The sequence below is a fragment of the Paenibacillus puldeungensis genome, from assembly GCF_042678945.1.
GTDB lineage: Bacteria > Bacillota > Bacilli > Paenibacillales > Paenibacillaceae > Fontibacillus > Fontibacillus puldeungensis.
This window is the reverse complement of the sequence record NZ_JBHTLM010000002.1, coordinates 271285-294708: the sequence shown is the minus strand read 5'-3', so window position 1 is coordinate 294708 and position 23424 is coordinate 271285. Positions and strand designations below refer to the sequence as shown.

Annotated in this window: 20 protein-coding genes; 8 read left to right on the top strand and 12 right to left on the bottom strand. The window is 48.4% G+C overall.

All coding sequences use genetic code 11. The features are described from left to right. Nucleotides 1-92 precede the first annotated feature (92 nt). The 6 genes from ACFQ3W_RS04020 to yicI all read left to right on the top strand — a co-directional run bounded on the left by ACFQ3W_RS04020 (nucleotide 93) and on the right by yicI (nucleotide 9098). Nucleotides 93-1844 (top strand): cache domain-containing sensor histidine kinase, encoded by a 1752-nt coding sequence (locus ACFQ3W_RS04020; RefSeq protein ID WP_379316857.1) that lies wholly within the window; start codon nucleotides 93-95, stop codon nucleotides 1842-1844. Continuing rightward, on the top strand, nucleotides 1841-3430 hold the full coding sequence (locus tag ACFQ3W_RS04015; protein ID WP_379316855.1) for a response regulator: 1590 nt from the start codon (nucleotides 1841-1843) through the stop codon (nucleotides 3428-3430). Before ACFQ3W_RS04020 ends, ACFQ3W_RS04015 begins: the two co-directional genes overlap by 4 nt. A gap of 164 nt (nucleotides 3431-3594) precedes the next feature. Beyond that, nucleotides 3595-4938: an extracellular solute-binding protein gene (locus ACFQ3W_RS04010; protein ID WP_379316853.1), complete on the top strand. Its 1344-nt coding sequence runs from the start codon at nucleotides 3595-3597 to the stop codon at nucleotides 4936-4938. Nucleotides 4939-5022: 84 nt separating this feature from the next. Continuing rightward, nucleotides 5023-5907: a carbohydrate ABC transporter permease gene (locus ACFQ3W_RS04005; protein ID WP_379316851.1), complete on the top strand. Its 885-nt coding sequence runs from the start codon at nucleotides 5023-5025 to the stop codon at nucleotides 5905-5907. Beyond that, on the top strand, nucleotides 5904-6743 hold the full coding sequence (locus ACFQ3W_RS04000; RefSeq protein ID WP_379316849.1) for a carbohydrate ABC transporter permease: 840 nt from the start codon (nucleotides 5904-5906) through the stop codon (nucleotides 6741-6743). The genes ACFQ3W_RS04005 and ACFQ3W_RS04000 overlap by 4 nt, the downstream gene beginning before the upstream one ends. A 36-nt stretch (nucleotides 6744-6779) precedes the next feature. Beyond that, nucleotides 6780-9098, top strand: a complete 2319-nt coding sequence (gene yicI, locus ACFQ3W_RS03995) for an alpha-xylosidase (RefSeq protein ID WP_379316847.1) — start codon at nucleotides 6780-6782, stop codon at nucleotides 9096-9098. Between the two features lie 109 nt (nucleotides 9099-9207). Here the strand turns inward: yicI and ACFQ3W_RS03990 are convergent, their stop codons facing one another. Then, entirely contained in the window at nucleotides 9208-9546 is a 339-nt protein-coding gene (locus ACFQ3W_RS03990) for a DsrE family protein (RefSeq protein ID WP_379316845.1), read from the bottom strand. Nucleotides 9547-9569: 23 nt separating this feature from the next. Then, the gene (locus tag ACFQ3W_RS03985) at nucleotides 9570-10685 is read right to left on the bottom strand and encodes a threonine aldolase family protein (protein ID WP_379316843.1); all 1116 of its coding nucleotides are present in this window, start codon (nucleotides 10683-10685) and stop codon (nucleotides 9570-9572) included. A 206-nt stretch (nucleotides 10686-10891) separates the two neighbouring features. Here ACFQ3W_RS03985 and ACFQ3W_RS03980 point away from each other — a divergent pair, with 206 nt between their 5' ends. After that, a complete protein-coding gene (locus tag ACFQ3W_RS03980) occupies nucleotides 10892-12838 on the top strand; it encodes a serine hydrolase (protein WP_379316841.1) in 1947 nt (648 codons plus the stop codon). A 380-nt stretch (nucleotides 12839-13218) separates the two neighbouring features. Here ACFQ3W_RS03980 and ACFQ3W_RS03975 read toward each other — a convergent pair whose 3' ends face one another. Next, nucleotides 13219-14937, bottom strand: a complete 1719-nt coding sequence (locus ACFQ3W_RS03975) for a methyl-accepting chemotaxis protein (RefSeq protein ID WP_379316839.1) — start codon at nucleotides 14935-14937, stop codon at nucleotides 13219-13221. Nucleotides 14938-15072: 135 nt separating this feature from the next. Continuing rightward, nucleotides 15073-16353: a methyl-accepting chemotaxis protein gene (locus ACFQ3W_RS03970; RefSeq protein ID WP_379316837.1), complete on the bottom strand. Its 1281-nt coding sequence runs from the start codon at nucleotides 16351-16353 to the stop codon at nucleotides 15073-15075. A 315-nt stretch (nucleotides 16354-16668) separates the two neighbouring features. Between ACFQ3W_RS03970 and ACFQ3W_RS03965 the strand changes: the two genes are divergently transcribed. Next, nucleotides 16669-17013: a hypothetical protein gene (locus ACFQ3W_RS03965; RefSeq protein ID WP_379316835.1), complete on the top strand. Its 345-nt coding sequence runs from the start codon at nucleotides 16669-16671 to the stop codon at nucleotides 17011-17013. 81 nt (nucleotides 17014-17094) lie between these two features. Here ACFQ3W_RS03965 and ACFQ3W_RS03960 read toward each other — a convergent pair whose 3' ends face one another. The 8 genes from ACFQ3W_RS03960 to ACFQ3W_RS03925 form a co-directional block, all read right to left on the bottom strand. Continuing rightward, a complete protein-coding gene (locus tag ACFQ3W_RS03960; protein ID WP_379316832.1) occupies nucleotides 17095-17418 on the bottom strand; it encodes a hypothetical protein in 324 nt (107 codons plus the stop codon). Nucleotides 17419-17448: 30 nt separating this feature from the next. Then, the gene (locus tag ACFQ3W_RS03955; RefSeq protein WP_379316830.1) at nucleotides 17449-17697 is read right to left on the bottom strand and encodes a copper amine oxidase N-terminal domain-containing protein; all 249 of its coding nucleotides are present in this window, start codon (nucleotides 17695-17697) and stop codon (nucleotides 17449-17451) included. Between the two features lie 14 nt (nucleotides 17698-17711). After that, a complete protein-coding gene (locus ACFQ3W_RS03950; protein ID WP_379316828.1) occupies nucleotides 17712-17921 on the bottom strand; it encodes a hypothetical protein in 210 nt (69 codons plus the stop codon). Then, entirely contained in the window at nucleotides 17914-18291 is a 378-nt protein-coding gene (locus tag ACFQ3W_RS03945; RefSeq protein WP_379316826.1) for a hypothetical protein, read from the bottom strand. Before ACFQ3W_RS03945 ends, ACFQ3W_RS03950 begins: the two co-directional genes overlap by 8 nt. Before the next feature lie 83 nt (nucleotides 18292-18374). Beyond that, a complete protein-coding gene (locus ACFQ3W_RS03940) occupies nucleotides 18375-21005 on the bottom strand; it encodes a cation-translocating P-type ATPase (protein ID WP_379316824.1) in 2631 nt (876 codons plus the stop codon). Between the two features lie 92 nt (nucleotides 21006-21097). Then, nucleotides 21098-21934 carry an RnfABCDGE type electron transport complex subunit D gene (locus ACFQ3W_RS03935; RefSeq protein WP_379316822.1) on the bottom strand — a complete coding sequence of 279 codons (837 nt, stop codon included), beginning with the start codon at nucleotides 21932-21934 and terminating at the stop codon, nucleotides 21098-21100. Next, complete coding sequence (locus tag ACFQ3W_RS03930) at nucleotides 21935-22825, bottom strand: FAD:protein FMN transferase (RefSeq protein ID WP_379316820.1); 891 nt, start codon at nucleotides 22823-22825, stop codon at nucleotides 21935-21937. Between the two features lie 3 nt (nucleotides 22826-22828). Further along, nucleotides 22829-23422 (bottom strand): FMN-binding protein, encoded by a 594-nt coding sequence (locus ACFQ3W_RS03925; protein ID WP_379316818.1) that lies wholly within the window; start codon nucleotides 23420-23422, stop codon nucleotides 22829-22831. Nucleotides 23423-23424 lie beyond the last annotated feature (2 nt).

Sequence of the window (23424 nt, the reverse complement as noted above, 5' to 3'; positions counted from 1 at the left end):
CACAGAAGCCTGAGACATGTCTTATAGTTTTTTTATACCCACTTTCAATATGATTAACCTTAATTGATATATCGGAAGGAGTGAGACATAACATGAAGCATCGGCGATTTATTAGTATTCAGTACAAGATGATTATCTTCTCCTTTTCCTTAATCCTAATCGTTCTGCTCATCTTCGGGAGTATCGTTTATGAAAAATCCCGGAGTATCGTGCGCGACAAAGTCAGCTTGTCCAACCTGAATACGGTGAGTCAAATTGGATCAAGCATCGATATTATTATGCAGGATATTCACGATATTTCCTTGTTTCTCATTCAAAGCGAAGATGTTCGTAGATATTTGAAGCTGAAGAAAAGCGGAAATATTGATGAAGCCTACTCTCTTCAGTCCAACATCCAAGACGCCCTCCTCAATTTAACCAGTTCCAAAATGTATATCGACAACATCTATATCCAAGGATTCAATGGGATGAATTTCACCCTGCAAAGGTTCCGCTCTTCCGTTAGCGATGAAAGAGTTGCCCAAATTGTGAAGCTCAAAGGAAAAGATTACTGGTCGTTTAATCAAGTGTCCTCCAACAACGGAACCATTAAAAATTACATATCTATGGAGCGGGCAATCAATGATATCGACAACGTATCACATAGCTTGGGTGTGCTGAAAATTGAGGTGGGTGAAAATATCCTCTCCTCCATATTTCGAGAGCGCCTCAGCAATAGCCAAGGTCAGTATTACCTGCTGGATCGTTCGAACAAGATCATTTCCGCGCTGGACACTTCAAAAATCGGGGTACAGATCGACTCTGAGCTGATTAACAATTATTCGTTTAAAGATCAACGCGGCTCATTTACCGTCAGCGTTGGAGGTACTCGCTATTTGGCAACCTATTACCGGCTTCCACGGGAGGGCTGGCTGTTAATCGGTCTGGAGCCGCTGCATATTATGCTGCGGGAAAACAACGTCATCTTTAATGTCATACTGACTGCTGCTATCGTAAGCGTTGTCATCTGTGTATTTGCAATCAGTATCTTTTCGGTGCGGCTGCTGGGCCCCCTCGGCAAAATGCGCTTAATGATGAAGAAAATTGAGATTGAAGACTTTAATGTGCAGCTGCCCGTAAAGGGCAATGACGAGATCGCCTTGCTAGGCCAAAGCTTCAATAAGATGTCTGCCCGCCTCAGGGAGCTTGTTCATGAGGTCTACACCTTCCAGTTGCGTCAAAAAGAAGCGGAGCTCAAATCACTCCAGGCACAAATCAATCCGCACTTCCTATACAACACCATGGACATGATTTATTGGATGGCCCGCATGGAAAAAGCTTTTGAAACAAGCCGGCTGGTCGAGGCTACCTCCAAGCTGTTTAGACTCAGTCTTAATAGCGGCCAGGAAATCACCTCGGTCCGAAACGAAGTCGAGCATATCCGTAATTACATCGTAATCCAGCAAAAAAGATATGAGGATGCCATCGAGTTTTCTCTGGATGTGGACGACTCGATTCTTCATTTCATGACAATCAAGCTTATTTTACAGCCCTTAGTCGAAAATGCGATTTACCACGGCATTGAGAAGGCCGGAGGCAAGGGAACCGTCCAAATTCGTGTTTATGGAGACGGGGATGACTTGATCTATCAGGTCATAGATAATGGTGCCGGAATGGACCCTGAGGAAATAAACAAATTACTGGTTTCACCGGAGAAGGAGAACCGCGGATTCGGCATCAAAAATGTGAACGACCGAATACAGCTGTATTTTGGCGACGGCTATGGCTTATCTTTCGCATGGAGTCCTGAGTCAGGAACCGTCGTCACCGCGAAACAACCGAAGAAGGAGAATATTTCAAAATGATAAAAATGTTAATCGTCGATGACGAAGCCATGATTCGTAAAGGGATTACCACCTCTATTGATTGGTCTGAGCATCATATCCAAATCGTAGGAGAAGCCATTAACGGGAAGGACGCCCTGGAAAAAATCGCTCAGCTTCAGCCCCAAATTGTCTTAACGGATATTCGTATGCCTATTATCGATGGTCTGGAGCTCGCTGAGACAATCAAGCAGAATCACCCGGATGTTATGGTGGTCATTTTAACCGGGTATGAGGATTTCAATTATGCGCGTCAAGCCTTAAAAGCCGGTGTCACCGACTACTTGCTGAAGCCCGTTGGCGCTGAAGAGCTGATTCAGGTCGTCATCCGGCTGCGGAAGAAGATCGAACAGAATTTGTCCATCCAGCAGAAGGAAAAAGAAAATCTGCTCGTCCTCCAAACGAATTTCATTCACAGTATGGTCCATGGTGAAGCCTTTATCGTTGGCGAATCCGTCATCGACAAGGCCAAGCGTTTGGACATCCCCGTCGACGGACCGGAATACCGCATGCTCATGATTGCGATCGACGATTATGCCTGGGTAACAGAACACTATACCGAATGGGAAAAAAATGCGATCAAATACGCCGTAGCCAATGTGGCCGATGAGATCTTGCATGATTGGTATTCCACAATTGCGGTTACCGGAAATTTTAATCATATCTTGTCACTGATCAATATGCGCCAAGGTCATTCAGAGGATCGGCTTATACAGCAATGTCAGACGGTGATTGACAGCATCCGCAAATACCTGAAGCTCTCCGTCACGATTGGGATTGGAAAGCCGTGCAGTCATCTGAGAGAAATTCCGGATGGTTATCGCCAAGCCCTATCTGCCCTTCGGCAAAAGGTATATCTGGGCAAAGGTCGGGTGATTACATACGAAAGCATAAAAAAATGCGGCGAGCCTCTTCCTGTCGCGATTCCGGCCGGAGAAGAAAAGGACCTGATTCAGGCACTTCAATCTATGGATGAAAACTCTGTAAATGAAATTGTTGATCGCATCTTTCTGGGCGTTTCCAAGACGATGCTGTCCAAATCCGATCTTCAAAATTTCTGCTTTAAGCTGAGCTTGCTTGGAGCGATGCAGCTAGAGGAGAACGGTATTGTAACGGAGCAGCCTGGAGAGCCAAAACCGATCGAGGAGCTGGGAAAGCTTGATACGTTGGATGATTTTGTACGATGGATCAAGAAAGCTTACTGTGCGTACATAGATAAGCTCAAAGCCAGCAAATCCGATAAATACCGGGCCATCGTTCGCGCTGCAATCCAGTATATTCAGGCCCATTACACGGAGGATGTGAGGCTTGAGGAAGCGGCGAATCATATTTACATTACCGCCAATTATTTGGGCCGGGTGTTTAAGGAAGAAACCGGGGAGACATTTACCGAATGGCTGAATCGATATCGCGTGGATAAAGCGAGACCCCTGCTGCGAAACCCTTCGGCCAAAACCTATGAAGTTGCCGAAAGCGTCGGATTCAACAACTATAAGTATTTCACGCAGATTTTCAAAAAGTATACCGGCGTAACTCCAAAGGAATATAAAAACCATCCCGTCGGGTGACCCTTTCCCCCGATCGTTTTCAAATACCCATATATGTGGACATTTTAGCGGATTTGCTACCCTTCTATTAGACGGCATATGCACTATACTGGGATCAGAAACGCAAGGGGCCCTGCGTTAATGCAAACTTAACATGATTAAACAGTAAAGGGGTCAAGGGATGTATGAATAAAACAACCAAACGAATATTGGCGTCAATCCTGGGAATTTCCCTTGTAATGATGGCAGCCGGCTGCGGCGGCTCAAACAACAGCAACAGTGCCTCTTCCGGCAACGGGGATGCAGCCAAAACCAAAAAAGTTACCCTGACGATCACGCACTATTTTGACCCAAGCAATGCGGAACCGATGGAAGTATCCAATATCGAAGCATTTAAATTGTTCAAGCAAAATCACCCTGAAATCGAATTAAAAGAAGAAATGGTTGCCCATGATTCTTATGACACCAAGGTCAAAACATTGGCAGCCGCAAATGAGCTTCCCGACGTCTTCCTAATTTCCAGCTCCATGGTTAGCAACTTCGTCGATAACGGATTGCTCGCTCCGGTCAACGATATGCTCGATGCCGATAAAGAATGGAAAGACGGATACTTGGGCGGTACACTCGACAATTATACTGTGGATGGAAAAATTTACGGTTTACCGAACTCGGCAGGTCCTTCGAGTATTATTTATTACAACAAAGCCCTGTTTACGAAAGCTGGAATCACTGAGTTCCCTAAAGACTGGACCGGCTTCCTGGATGCTATCAATAAATTGAAAAGCGCTGGCATTACGCCAATCGCGCTCGGCAATAAAGGCAAATGGGTAGCGCAATCCTGTATTATCAGTACACTGGCTGACCGGGTTACCGGCACGGACTGGTTCTACAGCCTGAAAAACAAAAAAGGCGCAAAATTCACCGATCCTGAGTTTGTAGAAGCATTAACCAAATTGCAGGATCTGGCTAAGGCCGGCGCATTTAACAGTGACATGAACTCGATCGACAACATGCAGCAAAGAACGCTTTACTACAACGGAAAAGCCGCCATGTTCATCGAAGGTGGTTGGGCGATCAACGGCATTGATGCCGATGCTCCGCAAGAGATTAAAGACAACACAGAGCTCGCCTTGATTCCTGCAGTAGAAGGTGGAAAAGGCGCACCTACCGCAGTTTCCGGTGGTCCTGGCTACGCATATTCCGTAAATGCCAACCTCAGCGAGGATAAGAAGGAAGCGGTTGCTCTTCTGCTAAAAACAATGACCGGTAAAGAAGAAGCTAACATCGCAGCATCACACGGTGACGTTCCTACAACCAAGACGGATAACTATGACAAGTCGAAATTGACACCGCTTCTCTTAAAAGAGTTTGATATGGTCAACACCTCCCAGTATGTGCCGATTTATGATTCACATCTTTCTCCAGCTATTATCGAGTCCATTAACAGCGGGCTGCAAGAACTGTTGATTCAAGCAACAACGCCGCAAAAACTGGCCGAGAAGTTACAGAAAGACTATGATTCCATGTAACCTATCGTAATAAATAGAAATCGTCTGAGATTCTTCGGGACTCTAACACCCCGAAGAATCTCTTTCATCAAGGGGAGGATCGTGGTGAACAACAAACTGATTAGACCTAAAAACATTGTCATCTACGGTTTTTTGATGCCAGGTATCATCATATATGCATTTATTGTCGTCATTCCTATGATTTTAGCGATGCGCTTCAGCTTATTTAATTGGTCTGGCGGTCCGAAAATGCATTTTTCGGGATTTGGCAACTACTTAACATTGGTGCAGGACAAAACGTTCTGGATTTCACTGAAGAACAATCTGGTCATTATCTTTTTTAGCGTCATTGGACAGGTGGGGATCGGCTTTCTGCTCAGCGTATTCCTTTCATCCAAGCTGGTGAAATTTAAGGGGTTCCATCGGACGGTCATTTTTATCCCTGTTATTCTGTCCTCCGTTGTTATCGGTTTCCTTTGGACTATGATCTACAACAAGGATTATGGGCTCCTGAATTGGGCACTAAACTCCCTTCATCTCAGCTCGCTGATTCAGCCATGGCTGGATGATCCAAAGATCGTCATTTACATGGTCACCATTCCAATTGTTTGGCAATATATCGGTCTGTACATGGTTATTTTTATGTCTTCTTTGCAAAGCATTCCTAAAGAGATTCTAGAGGTTGCTGAGCTGGACGGAGCCACCGGCTGGAAGAAAACCCGTTACATTACGTTTCCTCTTCTTTACGACACAGTCAAAGTCGCCATCATGCTCTGTATCGCCGGGAACATGAAAGTGTTTGATCATATCTTCGTAATGACCGGGGGCGGCCCGGGTACGAGTTCAACGGTTATGGCTCAATACGCCTACAATAACTCCTTTGTCATGTTTAAGTTGGGTTATGGCAGCGCCGTTTCCATAGGTATTATGGTAATCAGCCTCTTATTAATACTCGTGAGCCGCAAGCTGATGGGGGGTAATGAAAAATGAACAAGAGTAGAGCACCTCACCTCATCGGCAAATGGGCTTTGAACATTTTGGTTACGTTGTTTTCCATTACATGCGTGTTCCCATTGATCTGGATGCTGTATTCATCGCTTAAAACCCAGAAGGAATTCAGCCTAAACATTATCTCCTTGCCGGCGAAGCCGCAGTTTCACAATTATTCGGACGCGTACCGAATCGGTAAAATGCAGACCTATTTCTGGAATAGCGCTTATGTTAGCATCATTTCCGTCGCTTTAATCATCGTCATTGGTTTTATCGTCGCTTATTTCCTATCCAGATACAAATTCCCGGGCGCAACCGCGATCTACTTGTTGTTTCTGTCAGGCATGCTCATTCCAATCCATGGGCTGCTGATCCCGGTATTCGTTGAATTTAAAGTGCTGCATCTGTTGAATCAACATTACACCTTAATTTTGCCTTATGTCGCGTTCGGCTTGCCAATGGTCATTTTCCTGATGGAGAGCTTTATCCGGTCCATCCCTATGGAAATGGAGGAAGCCGCCGTTGTGGATGGCAGCACCACTGTTCGAACGATGTTTACCATTATTTTGCCGATGTGTCTACCTGTACTGTCCACTGGCCTCATTTTGAGCTTCCTGAGCTCCTGGAACGAGTTCCCGTTTGCTCTCGTGCTTCTTAGCAGAGATAGCTTGAAGACCTTACCGGTCGGTCTCACGAATTTCAACGGCCAATTCAGCGTTAATTACACGCAAATGATGGCCGGTATGATGATTGTCGTGCTGCCTGTTCTCGTCACATATCTTGCGTTCTCCAAACGGATTATTCAAGGGATGACGGCTGGGGCGGTCAAAGGTTAATCAAATACTTCATAACTGAGGAGTGGAATCGCATTTATGAGATTTAGTGATGGAAACTGGCTCAATCGCAAAGGGGTTACTATCCATAGCCCTCATGAGATAAATGATATCCGGATTGAACCGCAGACGATCACCGTATTCGCTCCGGTTCAGCATTTGCGCGACCGTGGCGATACCCTGCAAGGGCCGCTGCTTACCCTGAAATTAACATCACCGATGCCGGACGTGGTTCGCGTACAAAGCTGCCACTTTGCCGGTGAACCTGAGCTTGGACCGAATTTTCAAGTACATGCCGATGCAGATCATCAAGCGCAGATTGTAGATAACGAGGAAGAGCTCGGATTAACGAGCGGAAATCTATCCGTTATGCTCCGTAAAACCGGCGAGTGGTCGATGGATTTTATCGGCGCAGGCAAAAGATTAACAAGCAGCAGCTTCCGCGGTCTCGGATATATCACGACGGACGATGGTGAAGTGTTCATGCGCGACCAGTTGGCGCTTGGCGTTGGCGAGTATGTGTATGGGTTAGGCGAACGGTTCACCCCCTTCGTCAAAAACGGACAGACGGTAGATATCTGGAACGAGGACGGCGGCACCAGCACAGAGCAAGCCTATAAGAACATCCCTTTTTACTTGACCAACAAAGGTTATGGCGTCTTCGTAAACCATCCCGAACGCGTTTCGTTCGAGGTGGGGTCTGAAAGAGTGTCTAAAGTCCAGTTCAGCGTCCCTGGAGAATCGTTGGATTACTACATCATTTACGGACCGACGCCGAAGGAAATCCTGGATAAGTATACTTCATTAACAGGTAAACCTGCCCTGCCTCCGACCTGGACGTTTGGATTGTGGCTGTCCACCTCGTTCCTGACCGATTATGACGAGAAAACTGTCAATTCGATCATTGAAGGAATGGCCCAGAGGGATCTTCCGGTCCACGTGTTCCACTTCGACTGCTTCTGGATGAAGGAGTATGAATGGAGCAATCTGGAGTGGGATAAACGGGTCTTCCCCGATCCGGAAGGCATGCTTGCCCGCCTCAAGGACAAAGGGCTTAAAGTCAGCGTATGGATCAACCCATACATCGCTCAGAAATCGCGTCTTTTTGAGGAAGCGAAAGCCGGCGGCTATTTGCTGAAAAAACCGAATGGCGGCGTTTGGCAGTGGGATATGTGGCAGCCCGGCATGGGGATCATGGATTTCACGAATCCAAAGGCCTGCGAATGGTTTGCAGGGCATCTGCGCAAGCTGCTCGACATGGGTGTAAGCGGCTTTAAAACCGATTTCGGCGAACGGATTCCTACAGATGTCGTTTACTATGACGGCTCCGATCCCGTCAAAATGCACAATTATTACACCTACCTATACAATCAGGTTGTGTTTAACGTCCTTAAGGAGCGGTTCGGAGAAGGCGAAGCCGTCGTCTTTGCCCGCTCGGCTACCGCCGGCAGCCAGCAGTTCCCGGTTCACTGGGGCGGCGACTGCTACGCAACCTACGACTCCATGGCGGAAAGTTTGCGCGGCGGCTTGTCGCTAGGCCTCTCGGGCTTTGGATTCTGGAGCCATGATATCGGCGGCTTTGAAAATACCGCCCCTGCCGACGTCTACAAACGCTGGGTTGCTTTCGGGTTATTGTCCAGCCACAGCCGCCTGCATGGCAGCAAATCGTACCGAGTGCCATGGCTCTTCGACGAGGAAGCCGTTGATGTGCTGCGTCATTTCACCAAGCTGAAAGCTCGGTTAATGCCTTATTTATATGATGCTGCACGCGAAGCCTCCCAGGGCGGCGTTCCTGTGATGCGAGCGATGGTGCTGGAATTCCCTCAAGATCCGGGATGCGCGACATTGGATCGGCAATATATGTTAGGCGATTCCATCCTGGTCGCTCCGATCTTCAACAAAGAAGGAGAAGTGGACTTCTACTTGCCATCAGGTGTATGGACGGATCTGCTGACCGGCATGCAAGTCAAAGGTGGCGGATGGAGACATGAAAAACATGGCTTCATGAGCCTACCGCTCTATGTTCGTCCCAACAGCCTGATCGCAATCGGCCATGAGGAGCAGCGGCCGGATTATGACTACGCCTTGGACGTAGAGCTTCATCTGTTCCATCTTGAGGAAGGACGCTCCGCCACCGCGGTCGTACCCGACCAGAAGGGAAATCAGGCTTTATGCATAAGTGCCCGGCGTGACAAAGGCAGCATTGAGGTACATGCAGAAGGAACAGGCGTATGGACGCTTGTTCTTCGGAGTGTGTGTAGCGTTGCCTCCGTTGAAGGAGGAAGCGTGGAGACGTCGCAAATGGGTGTACGGATTATACCGGACAATGGAGCTTCCAAGCTGACCATTCGGCTGTAAAAAGAACTTAATGAAACTCAACTAACACCCCCTTTAGAACAAAAAGTGCGAGACCGTAAAGGTACATTTCCCTTTGCAGCTCGCACTTTTTTTAGTATTTACGTCTTTATCAGGCGATTGTCATAACTTCATATTTCTCGGCCAGTTCCATAAAGTGCCCCATGCTGGATACCTCGCCGGCCACCAGTTGATCTTGAATGCCATAATAATTGACACAAGTACCACAAGCCAGCACCGGAACGCCGCGGTCTGCAAGTTCCTTCAAATGCAGCGATGAAAACGACTGCTCCGTAAGCGCCAAAACCCCGCGGTTTACGCAAAAAATGGCCGCAGGCAGCTGCTCCCGCTGCTTCAGCAGCGTGAAGAACGTTTCGAGCAGCTGTGTTCCCAGCTCCCGGTTGCTCTCTCCCATACTGTCCGTCGTCAGAAAAATCACTTTATTGTTCATCTATTTTCACCCTTTCTAGGTTGTTATCTAAGCTTGGTGTTCAGCGATGCGAAAGCGAGTTTAAGCTTCTCCGCCGGTACGCTGGCGTATCGGTCGCCGATGCTGACTTCGAAGTAGCTGCCGCCCTCTCCGTACTCCCTTACATAATGCGTGAGGCCGACGCCGGTCTCCTCGTAAACCTCCACCAGAACCGCTTCCAACTGCTCTTTCGGCAGACCGATGTGAACGTGAAACATGTTGGACACCGGTACTTCCGGCAAAGTCGTCACGCCGCGGCATCCATTGTACAATGCGGCCAGCTCTTTCGCCTGCTCGTAGTATAGCCCCATCTTATCCACCCTTTGCCGGAAATAATAATCCGAGCTGAGGATGTAAGGATACAGGCTGATCAGATCGCCGCCGTGGCGTCTTTTCCAGACCTTCGATTTCTGCGTAAAATCAGAGCTTCCCGCCAGGATGGCCCCCGCGATGCCGCCGATCCCTTTATAAAAGGAAATGTACACACTGTCGAAAAGCTGGCACACTTCCGCCGCTGTTTTCCCATAGTACGGGAGAACTTCAAACAGCCGGGCTCCGTCCATGTGTAGCTTGATTCCCTTTTCCCGGCAGTACGCCGAAATCGCTTCAAGCTCGTGGAAATCTGGCAACTGACCTCCGATTTCCCGCTGTGGCAGCTCCAACAGCAAGCAGGCGATATCCTCCTGCAGACCCTTCACATCATCCAAACGGATGAGTCTTTGCTTGTCCGCCAGCAAAACAGGCTCAATATGGTGCAGCTCCTTCAAGCCATCCTCCTCATGGATTTCCAAATGGCATAAAGGATGGTAGGCTACTCTCTTTAGAGCTTTCTGGTCACACCAAATCCGCAGAGCAATCTGCTGCGCCATCGTGCCACTGGGGAAAAATACAGCAGCTTCCTTGCCCAACAGTTCCGCCATCCTCGCCTGGAAATCCTCAATGACGGCCCCTTTGCCGTACATGTCACTCTCCAGCTCTCCGTCTACTTCGGCAAGTGCAGCTTTCAACTTTTCTACGTTTCTTTTCCCGTGACCCCCGACTCGATACTTTGTCCCGTCAAAAGCCTCCAGCAGGGATTTATGTTCCGTGTTATTGTTATGTACCATACCGCTACCGCTCATCTTGAAGCTGCTCCTCTCCGCATAAGCCTCATTTACGGATTTAATTATAGCTCGAATTCGTGAAGTTATCGAATCATTCCACCAGTAGACGGAGAGGGAACCCCGACCTGAGTCCGGTTTACGTCCCGACTATCTGCCGGGGCATACTGAGCGATAGTCCGATACAATTAATCTAATGAAAAAATAATCGAGGAGATTGAAAACTTATGCTGCTGCCTAACGCCATATCCAAACCACGGTCTGCCGGATCGGTTCTTCGAACTATACTCATCCTGTTTATGATTATCGCGATGGTTCCTATATCCATGCCTTACGCAGCTCATGCCGAAAATACTGCAGGGACGGCGGTACCTAAGGCAATAACTGGTTCTTCCACTGCGCCTTCTACTACTACTGCACCTGTTTCTACTACTGCACCTTCTTCTGCTACTGCACCTGCTTCTACAACATTACCTGGTACTACGGTGTCAACACCTGAAGCTCAGACTGCACCCAACAGCATGACCACAACCCCTGATGCTTCGACTATACCCGAAAATGCAGGTAAACCCGATGCAGTTACATCTGATACAACTACCACTCCGGAGGGCGCAACTGAAACTTCAAATCCTGGAGCTATAACAACTGAACCTTCAACACTCGGAACTGCAGCACCCGAAACAATAGCTGCTCCTCCTGCAGCTTCGGTCGACACCGAAAAAATCGATACTTACATCAAAGAATCGATGGAAAACCTGCACATTCCCGGCGTATCTATAGCAATCGTCAAGGGAGACCAGCTTCTTTATCAAAACGGCTACGGCCTTACCGGGATGGGTAAAGAGTCGGTTACAGCGCAAACTCCATTTGTGCTTGGCTCAGTTAGCAAATCCTTTACGGCGCTTGCTGTGATGCAATTGGTCGATCAGGGTAAAATCGATCTTGAAGCCCCGGTTCAGCAGTACCTGCCTTGGTTCCGGGTAGCCGACGAGCAGGCATCCAAACAGATCCTCGTTAAGCATTTGCTAAATCAAACAAGCGGACTGTCCACCTACGATGGCCGAGTCTCCTTGGCCGAGGGGAATCAGTCGCTTGAACAGCATATTCGTAGTCTCAGCCAAATCAAGCTCACCAAGTCGGTCGGAACGACGTATCAATATTCGAATTTGAACTACGACATTTTGGGCGGCATTATTGAAAAGGTATCTGGCGTTTCTTACGAAAAATACATTGAACAGCACATTTACGCTTCATTAGGAATGAATCATAGCTTCACTTCGCCGGATCAAGCCAAAAACAGCGGCCTGGCATCCGGGTACCAGCCGATCTTCGGGCTTATGCTTCCAACCCAACAAGCAAATCATGAAGCTACGATTCCTTCGGGATATTTGGTTTCAAGCGTTGAAGATATGTCCAAATATGTGATGGCTCAAATCAACAAAGGGAAATTCGGGACCAAACCGCTGGTTTCGGAGCAAAGCGCAGAGCTTATGCATGCGCCGTCTGCTCACATGTGGGGAAACAGTTACTATGGCATGGGGTGGACGATTAATAAAGAGAATGGGCGGATTTATCACGACGGATCAACGGAAAACACCTATTCCAAAATGATCATCGATGGTGATTACGGAATCATTTTGCTAGCCAACTCAGTCGATTATATCCATATGGATGCCTACGATCAGATCTCAGACGGAATTATCCGCATCGTACATGGTGAGGATGGCGTAGCACCCGTTCAAGTAGAATACAAAAGGGATTTCCTGATCATCGATGGCATTGCTCTGGCTATAGTCATTTATGTAATATGGTCGCTCGGCATACTCATCCGTTGGTTCGCTAAGTTTAAGCCGACCGTATTCCGGGTTACCTTTAATATATTATCCATTACGGTAATCAACGCGGTTCTTCCATTAGCCGTCCTGTACGTCATACCAAAATTTCTTGTTCCATGGCCGGTGATTTTCCTCTTCCATGTCGGACTAGGCCAATTCGTATATTACGCGTCTTATACGCTGCTCGGCATCGGTGCGATCAAAGCGCTGTTCCTCATCATCAGCATGTTGAAAAGCAAGTTTACGAGGAAAGCCCCGGAACAACCTGCCCCCAAGCCAGCAGACGGCGCAAAAAAAAGCGAAAGATCCGAGCGGATCAAGGAACTGCTGCAGCTATAATGTTGTGCAGCTCGCTCTCGCTTCGTCAGCTTGGGCTGAGACGAAATTAAATGTAAAAAGTACATCTATTTTGTGTGATATTTGCTAAATTTATGGATTAGTTGTAAAAAGTGCATTTAGAAGTGGTCTATATCGTACCTGGCTCCAAACTTGGCTTGTTTAGCTGCACATTTTACATCTATTTACCCCAACATGAGGATAACGTGATAGATTAAATGTACAAAATACATCTAACGCGGCGCACAAAGGGACTAGCACACGCTTCAAAAGAACGAGCAAGGGTATGGGAAGCCAACCCTTGCTCGTTTTTCCATTATGGTCGCTTGATGGTTGTTGGTAGCTACATGTCCGACTTTTCAACTGCATGCCCCTTCTCACTGCTACTCCAGCTTAAACCGGCTCATCGACTGGATCATTTCGCGGGCTAGCTGCTCCAGTTCCTGGATCGACTTGCCGATTTCACGGGTCGAGCCGGCCAGTTCGATCGTGGAGGCCGAAATTTCTTCGGCCGAGGCGGAGTTTTGCTGGGCTACGGCGGAGGCCGAGCTGGCCTTCAGAAGCACACTGTCCTTGTCTTGATTGAATTTGACGAGCAAAGCCGTGATTCTTTCAATTTCCGGAAGTATTCCACGAATCGACTGGATGATATCCCCGACGGCTTGCAGCGTGGTGATGACTACATTCGACTGTTTCGCGAGCACCTCGCCGGTTTTCTCCGAGGTCTCCGAGACGGCGTTCATTTCCCGTTCGATCTCACGCAGCAGATCATCAATGCTGGAGGAGGAATTTTGCGATTGCTCCGCCAACTTGCGAATTTCCCCAGCGACGACGGCGAATCCCCGCCCGGCATCACCGGCACGGGCCGCTTCGATAGAGGCGTTCAGTGACAGCAGATTCGTTTGATTGGATATTTCACCGATGAACTGGGTGATCTCCGTAATTCGACTAATACTGCCCATTAAATGGCCTACTTTACTTTGCGTCTCTCCAAAGGATTCAGCGATTCCATTAACGGAGGTCATCAATTCATTTAGCTCACCACTGCTGTTTTCGGCCTTGTCATTGATAACTTTCGCAGTATTGTCCACCGTTTTGAGCGTACCTGCAATGATCTCAAGCTGCTCGCCCAGCAGGTGAAAAGATTCGGTCATCGACGAAAGCTCCTCCGCCTGACTAACAGAACCGAGCGATACCTCGTGGATGGCCGTAGATACCTCGCTCACGCTCGTATTCATCGTATCGGCTGCTGCCGACAAGGATACGGTTTGGCCGGTCAGCCGCTCCGACTCCCGCCCAATCGTTTGCAGCATCGTTCGAATCGATAGGATCGTCTGATTCAAAGCCCGGTTCATCATACCGAACTCGTTTCTGAGCTGCCCATTGAATTCCACGGTAACATCGCCTTCCGCAACCCGTTCGACTTTGGAGATGAAATCTTTCATCGAGGTACGAATCATCATGATGACAAATAGAGAAGTCACACTAAGAATGACTAAGCTTACTACAAAAATTAGCACAAACACCCTCAGGCTGCTCTCGTAGAGCGACTTGGAGTAAATGCTTTTCTCATCGGCTATTCGCTTCTGGTATTGCACAGCGTTCAAAATATCCTGGGTCAGCGCATTGCCGACTTTCGTCATCTCCTCGTTGATCATTTGCGAGTTGATCGGATGGCCCTGTTTTCTCTGCTCAATGATGGTTGGGAGGTACGAGTAGTACTTGTCATAGCTGTCTGTTACTTTTTTCGCCAAATCCGCTTCTTCCGGAGTCCCTTTGGAGGCCTCAACATTACGCTTCATAATTGTTTGAACTTGATTATGTAGTTGGTTGAGCTGGGTGACCAGTCCTTCATCATAATCACGATCAACGATCTTCGTGACTGTATTCCGGATAAGCCCCATATTCCCATTAACATCCTCCCAATCTACCAATCTAGGGATGATGGTCGAGTTGATTTCCTTCGTCGTACTGTACTGCTTGGAAATATTCGTAAGACCGACAACACCGATCGTGATCGTTGCTAGTAATGATATGATCCAAACAATCACAACTCCTTGTACGATTTTGATGCCTTTTAACCTGCCTGCTAGTGTTTTCATAGCGTCCCCCTATTAATCCTCTAAAAAATTAACTAATATTTTAATCGGAAATATTTTAAGGATTATTTAGAAGAAGGGGACGGCTAAAAAAAAGAACGCCTGTTTCAGGCGCTCCCTCTCTCATTCTTATACCATTTACACTTTGAAAACATTTGTAAGACCGTTCAGGTTTTCCGATAAATCTACCAGCTTTGTCGACGTCTTTTCAATTTTGGCAAAAAGCTGTTCCTGAGTAGTCAGTTTTCCCTGAATCTCATTTGAAACGTGGAGCCCGGATTCAATCGTACTGTTGACATCCTCCATCGTTGCCGTCAATTCCTCAAGCGAAGCAGCTTGCGTAGTAACCCCGCCCGTAATCTCCGACAGCATTTGGAACGTATGCTCCATCCGGCCGATGATATGACTCATGCTTGCCTTAACGTTGCTCGATTGCTGTACCCCAATTTTGACCTTTTCTTCCGTCGCCGAAACGGCTTCCACGACATTGCTGGTTCGGGCACTCATATCCTGCACCAAATCGCTGATATCCTGCAGGGAGCTGCTGGTGTCGTCCGCCAGTTTTCTGATTTGATCGGCGACTACAGAGAAACCTCTGCCTTCTTCACCGGCCCGGGCAGCTTCGATTGCCGCATTCAGCGCAAGCAGGTTCGTTTGTTCGGAGATTTGCTTGATAATCGATACAATATCGGTAATCTTCTGGCTTTGTTCTTCCAGGCCAAGCACTTCTTTACTTACATGCTTCGTATTTGCGGCGAGGTCATTAATGGCACCGGTAATACGTTCCACCGAGCTTGTCCCTTCCTCCGCCGTTGCCTTAACGGCTTTGGTATACTCTGCAATCTGATTGGCCAACACAGCTGTATTTTGCGAAAAATTCGTAATTTCGGTAATCGCGATTGAGGTCTGCTTCATGCTCTCTGCATTCTGTGTGAAGTTAGTAAGCAATCTCTTAATGCCTTCATTTATTTCGTGTACGTGCGAATTCGCTTGCTCAATGATTTCATTCAAATCCTCGGAAGACACGGTCACGTTGTGGGACGATGCTTGCAGCGTTGAGATCAGATGCTTCAAATTGTCTCTGGCCTTCATCAGCGAAGAGATCATTTGTCCGGCTTCCCCTTGCTGAATGGCGTTGATTTCAAGCGACAAGTCGTTTTCAGCTATAGAATTCGCCAGCTTGATGCCCTTTTTCAAAGGCTTAATCAGCAATCCTTCGGAAATCAGAGCAGCTAGGCATTCAAAAATGATAAATATAACAAAGGCTTTCACCGCTAGCGGGACGGAGATCAGCTTGAGCAAATCGTGATTTTGAGAGTACGAAATAGTAGAAACAACGGCTAGATTTGAAGCGAGCATAGCTAAAAATACTAGCATCATAATACGCGTACGAAGAGAAACATTTTTAATTCTGTGCATTGAATATCACCTGTCCTGACTTTTTTGTGTGCAATCTAAGTAATCCATAATAATTCGATTTGATTATCACCTTCTATTAGAATGCAATAGGACTTATTCACTATATATTGTTTGATTATAAAATTACAAAGTCCTCCAGTCAAATCCTGGCTTTACCCTTGTAATAAAAGGGTTGCAGAAACCGAAAGAAATCAGCCCATTATCTCGCATCCATCAATAGTCCCAAACTTTGTTCCAATATATATCACACATTTTGCAAACAAATATTATTAGGTAGAATTGAAGTGGAAAATTAACTTTACTTCGTCTATTTATATGAAACTATATTTAGATGGGTGCGATGGTAAAGTGAGAACGGGGAAAATATCTAAAATGTTGAATGTTCTTTGGACGGTTATTTTGCTATGTGTATGGGGGAGCGTCTTTATCGTACACGGGTTAGCGAGTTCTGTGGCGTGGGCGGTGGCCAAAATGCACTTAGCCCCGGCTGGTGTGATCCTAGTATTGATCTATCTGATAGGGGCTACTGATGCTCGTAAATGTTTTGCCGGTGGCCTTTCCCGCCGATGTAAACAAAACATCCCCTGCTATTACGGTGAAATGGCCGCTCAAGGAAAAAACGCTTGTCGGATGGGGGGGCGACTCGGTTATAGACAATAAGCCTCACGCTGTCTGGGCATAAAAGAAAAAACAACAAATAGCAGATAAAGCCATACAGGGATTATCTGCTATCTTAAGCTGTTAAGAGAGCATAGCCTCAACTTTACGATACTGCTCTCCGGCATATTTTAGCGAGCGGGCTCTTCGCTCCAGTTCCTCCGCAACTTGCTTGCCACACTGACTAACTCGGCTGCAAGTCGTTTGCACCTGATGGATCTGCCTTTGCACATTAGGCTCGCTGTAGGATCGCCCTACACTTGATGTAATCCGCTGCACATCGCTGGTAACCTTTTGCACGGTAGAACCAAAGTCGTCCTCCAGTCTCTTTAGCCTCATCTGCAGATCAGACAAGCGGCTGAAGTCAATCGCCAATGGCTTTGATGATTTTCTTCGTTCCCTCCGCAATGCTGTGGAAGAAGCTCGTCACCGCTTTGGCTATCTTATCTTTAAAGAGCTCCATGGCAAGCCTTCACTGACAAAACGAAGCGGCACAAAGGTTCTGCCCCCTACTCTTTGGGCACTGGTGTCCATTTGTTTGGTTTGACCGTTGATGTCATACGGCTTTTTCCCGAGAATCAAAGTAATCACGTTACTATCTTGGTTAATCGTGACCGTCTTTGTCGGACCATCCCATTTAACCTCTGCCCCTAATGCCTCGCTGACAAAGCGAACAGGTACCTGCACTCTTTGGGCCTTATCTACAAACGGCTGTGCATCTGGAAAATATATACGATTCCCCTGATATTCCACCCGTAGCGGTAGCTTTGAAGAAGCCGCGGTGGCTGCTGTTTAAGAATCCGATTAAATAGTCCTTTTCCAATTTCACCGGTGCCTTTGGATACACTTTGTCGTACCATAACCCATCCGTCATGCCTAAGAAAATTCTCCAGATCACTCCAACTAGGCATGAAGCATTCCTGCAACCGATTCCAGATCATCTTCCAAAAGAATACGCAAGACATACGGGGCATGTTTATGGCGGTTAGGTGTATTGTAATACCGAGCATAGTTATTTTCATAATCGATCGCGTATTCAATTAATTGACGAGCCAATTCCAATCTGAGCTCGTCGAGAGTCTCACCGTCCGCAACAATGTCTTCAATCTGCTCTATAGAGCCCGCATATCTGCCATCTTCATCTTGTTCATATTCGAATGTCAATTCATAAATCGATAACAGTTCCTTCATCTGCGTTTTGGAAAAAGCCAAAATAACATCTCTGTTGCGCTTAATCGCTTGTGGCTTCTCTTGTAGTATATGCCGGCTAACACAGAACATACGTAAATCAAAAATAAGCCGTACTCATGGAAGTACAAAATCCATAAGTACGGCCCTGTTAACGGTGGTCAACTTCTCTTTATCTACGCCGCCTTCGCCCTCGACATCCTCCCGAATACCTTAATAATCTCATTTATCAGCAAAGGAATCAGCGATAAACCAATGACCACTCCCCAATCGGCAAAGCTCAGATTTTGCACCTTAAAGGCAGCCGCCAGAAACGGTACGCTGATGGAGACAAATTGCAGAAGCAGGCCGATAATGACCGCTCCGACCAAGATGCGATTGGAGAACAAGCCGATTTGAAAAATAGATTTCGTATCGCTGCGCTTCGCAAAGGAGTAGAACAGCTGGGAGGCGGCCAGCACGACAAAAGCCATCGTCCGCGCATAGATCATGACGTCTTCAGGGATATCGCTGGCGCGCAAGCCGTATCCGTGCTCACGTAGGCCCCAGTAGAAGGCAACCAGGGTCAGCGCTCCGATCAACAAGCCGCCCAGGATTGCCCCTGTCGCTGCCCCTCCCGAAAAGAAGCTTTCCTTCGGGTCTCGCGGCTTTTTCTTCATGACATCCTTTTCCCCAGGATCAACTCCAAGCGCAATCGCCGGCAGGGTATCCGTCACCAGGTTAATCCACAAAATCTGCGTCGCCAGCAAAGGCAGCGGCCAGAAAAACACAATCGAGGCCAGAATCGCCACGATCTCGCCGAAATTGCACGTCAGCAAAAAAATAACCGTCTTGCGGATATTCGCGTAAATATTACGCCCTTCCCGGATGGCTTGAACGATTGTTGTGAAGTTATCGTCGGTCAGGATCATGTCACTGGCGCCCTTGGATACGTCTGTACCGGTAATCCCCATCGCTACGCCGATGTCGGCAAACTTCAAAGAAGGTGCGTCATTCACCCCGTCTCCGGTCATCGAAACCGTGTTGCCTTGGGCCTTAAAGGCCTTCACGATTTTTACCTTATGCTCGGGAGATACGCGGGCAAACACGCGGATGTTCTTTATTTTTTGCGCAAAAGCCTCATCCGCTAATTCGTCAATTTCCGCCCCCGTCATGCTCTGCTCGATGGAAGCAGCGATTTCCAGCTCTTTAGCAATGGCGACCGCGGTATTTTTGTGGTCCCCGGTAATCATGACAGGCGTGATCCCAGCCATTTTCGCCTCGCGAATGGAATCCTTCACCTCTAGGCGAGGCGGATCGATCATCCCGACGAATCCGAGAATCGTCAGATCCTGCTCCATTTCCTCCGGCGATAACAAGCGATCCGTATCTTTAAACGCGGCACCAAGTACCCTTAGGGCATCATCCGACATTTTCTCGGCCGCGTCCAAATACTGCTGCTCCAGCTCCTCAGTAAGCGGAACAACCTCCCCGTCTACAACGGCTGAAGTACATATCCGCAGCAGCTGATCGATGGCCCCCTTAGTATGAACGCGGTAACCTTCTCGCGTTTGATTCAAGGTAGACATCAGCTTGCGGTCGGAATCGAAGGGCTTTTCAGAAACGCGCTTATATTCGGCTTCCAGCGATCTTTTCAAAATATCGTTTTGATGTCCGTAGGCAACCAAAGCAATTTCTGTAGGGTCGCCGGTTCCCTCCCCGTTCTCGTAGGTCGCGTCCGAACAGAGTACCAAGGTTTTGATTAGCTCCACCGGAAGCTCATCACCAAGAGGGGTCGCCGTATAGTATTTCACAACAGTCATTTTGTTTTGGGTAAGGGTGCCCGTTTTGTCAGAGCAAATGATGTTGACGGAGCCCAGCGTCTCAACCGCCGGCAGCTTCTTCACAATCGCATTGATGCGCGACATCCGGGTCACGCCAAGCGCCAGCACGATGGCCACAATGGCCGGAAGCCCTTCAGGAATGGCGGCGACGGCCAAGCTGATCGCTGTAAGAAACAGCTCGAATAGTTCTCTTTTCTGAATAAGGCCAATGACAAAAATAAGCACGCAAATCCCGATGGCGATATAGCCGAGTATTTTGCCTAGCTCCTCCAGCTTCTTCTGCAAAGGGGTTAGCTCACGGGCGTCCTCATCCAGGATTTTCGCGATTTTGCCCATTTCGGTATCCATCGCCGTCGCAACAGCAATTCCCTCGCCTCTTCCATAGGTGACGAGCGTTGACATAAAGGCCATGTTGACCATGTCGCCAAGCGGTGTTTTGGGATCCTCAAGCCGCGCGTCCGCCTCTTTATCCGAAGGCACGGATTCCCCGGTCAGCGCAGACTCCTCGATTTGCAGGTTCGCACTTTCCAAGAGCCTCAGGTCCGCCGGAATGTACCGCCCCGCATCCAAAATCACGATGTCGCCGGGGACGATTTCCTCGGAATTGATTTCGCGGACCTCACCGTCCCGTCTGACCAGCGTCCTCGGGGTCGTCATCTGCTGGAGCGCCTCGATTGCCTTCCCCGCCTTGTGTTCCTGAAATACACCGATTACTGCGTTCAGCAGCACAACCGCAAGGATGATGACGGCATCCATATACTCTCCGACAAATAAGGTGACCACTGCCGCAGCCAGCAGCACATAGATGAGCATATCCTTCAACTGAGCAAAAAAGAGAGCCGCCATGCTTTTCTTAGGTTTGCCTTTGAGCTTGTTGGCACCGTACTTATCCAGCCTGACCTTCGCTTCCTGCGAGGACAGTCCGGTTGCCTTGTTGACCTGGAGCTCCTGAAGCACCGCTTCCCGAGACTTTGCATGCCACATTAAGCACAACACCTCTTTTTAAAGAGTAATGTACTGTCTTTACTAATATTGTAAACCTAATGTGGGGGAATTAACCCGCCTAGATATTACCCCTAGGACACTTTATTTACTCTGCTCAATCTTGATCCGTTCTGCTTAGGGGCCTTTGAGGATAACCGGGCCTTGGCCCAATGATAGAGGTTCCCGGCCATAAGGCCGACAAACAAATACATCAATCCCCCGAATTGTTCGTATACCGTTGTCCCCACCAAAGCCACAAGTATGCCGAAAACTACCTGATCCTTCGGTTTGGCGGGTGAAGTTGGAGGATCGGTCAACATAAAGAAACCAAAGAACAGCATGGCGTTGATAAAAGGCGATCTCAACCCGTCGAAGGCATTTCCTGCGTTCTCGATGTGAAGCAAGCCCATCAGTAGCAGCAAGCCGAAGGACGTCCCGAAAAAGGCAAACACCTGAGCAAATTTATTGATCCGGCTCGTAATGACGTAACCCCCAATAAACAAAAGAACCACGGTCCATACAGGGAGGTCGCCAAAGGCCCCCCACCAGCTTTGCCGCGTTGCAAAGATGGGAATCGATAACATCAGACCGAAGGCGGCCGGGTTAAACACCGCTTTTTTACGATACGTAAACAAGTGCTTGGACAAGATGGCCATAGTCACTGTTGCAGCAACAACGTACCATGCGGTGGTTGTCCCGAGTATAAGGGCGATAATCAGCCCGGTGATGAGCGTTCCGTCAGGAAAAATCTTCTTTCTCCGCTCCACCAAGCAGCAAACTACGTCCACGATCAGCCCGACGCCCACGGCGAGTAGGCCGTTAATGAGACCGCCCAGATCATGCAGTAAATAGGATGCGGTAAGCCAATACAAAACCATGGCTATGGCGACATAGCCCTTGGGTGATTTAATCCATTGTTTTAACGTCATTCAAATCCCTCCGATCCGTTTTATTTCAAAATTCGATGTGATAATCATGCCTTGCAGCTCCATTTCCTTTAAAAACTCAATCCCTCGAGCAGCCCCCAAAATATAAGCCGTGGTCGAGCAGGCGTCCGCCATCATCGCAAACGGAGCAATGACGCTGCAGCTCAGCCACTCCTTCGGAGAAACGCCCGTTCTTGGGTCAATCAGGTGATGGATACCGGGCGTCCGCTCGCTGGGACGCTCATAGCTTCCCGACGTGCAGATCGCCGCATTGGTCAGTTGCAGAATATCGACTACTTCGTCCGGTTGCCCAGGATGCTGAATGCCGATTTCCCAAGGCTCCCCCGTTTCATTTAATCCGCCTGCATACAAATCCCCGCCCGCATTGATTAAAAAGCCTGAAAAACATTGCAGCTCACGGGCAGCCAGATCGATGGCAAACCCCTTCGCAACCGCGCCCAAGTCAATAACAAGCGGCTTGTTAAGGAGGAGTGTGCGTCCCCGTGCATCGAGTACCACATCGCGGTACGTGGCCGAAGCATCAGCCGATCGGGTGTCCATCTCCCACCCCGTCAAATAATCGCGGCTGAAGCCATGCATTTCCAGCTTTCTCCCCACGGTAGGATCAAACGCCCCGTCCGTGCCCTTGGCGACCTCCCAAGCAAACTTAAGTGGTTCAAACAGCTCCGGGCTAATTGGAACCGGGGTTCCGATCGTTTGAATCGCCTGCATCAGCTCGCTGTCCGGGTTAAATCGGCTGCAGGCCTGCTCCACCTTTTGGAACGCTGCAAAAGCCCGGTTCATCGCAGCTTCCACTTCCTCCAAACTTGCTATGGACCCAGGGATCACCTGGATATCGACTACTGTGTCCATGTATAGCTTTGTTCTTCTCATGGCTTAGGCGTTCCGGGCTTGAGACAGGGCATCCTGTACGGCTTCTTTAAAAGCACGGGTACTGTACGTAGCGCCGGAAACATTTCTGACCTTGGCGCTTTGTTTGCGGAGCGCTTCACCAGGAAGCCCCACAACATCGCTCTCGGGATAGCTCATGCCGAAGCGGCTGATCTCCACACCGGTGATTTTATCCTTTCGAATCGTGACGTTGACCTCAATCGAGCCGCGCCGATTTGAACCATAACCTGAGTAAGTACCATCATTGTATTTACTTGGCTTTTGAGAAACTATCTTCGTCTTCTGCAACGTCCCGCCGACTTCCTTCGGGGATGCAGGCAGCGTTGACGTCGCAGGTTTAGAGGGCCCCTTCACCGTCTTATCAAATGATAGTGCCTTGTCTGCCTTAACTGCTTTACTATCCTTATACCGGCCCGGCCCGTCTTGAATGGGAGCCGCAGCTAACGGTCGTCCCGCCTCCGCCATGCGTGGCGGCAGGTCTAAACTGGCTTGACTCTCCGTCGTGTAAAGTCCGGCCGCATACACCGCTGCTATCGCTGCCGAGCATAACGCCACCCATTTTTTACTCATCTTTGCCATAT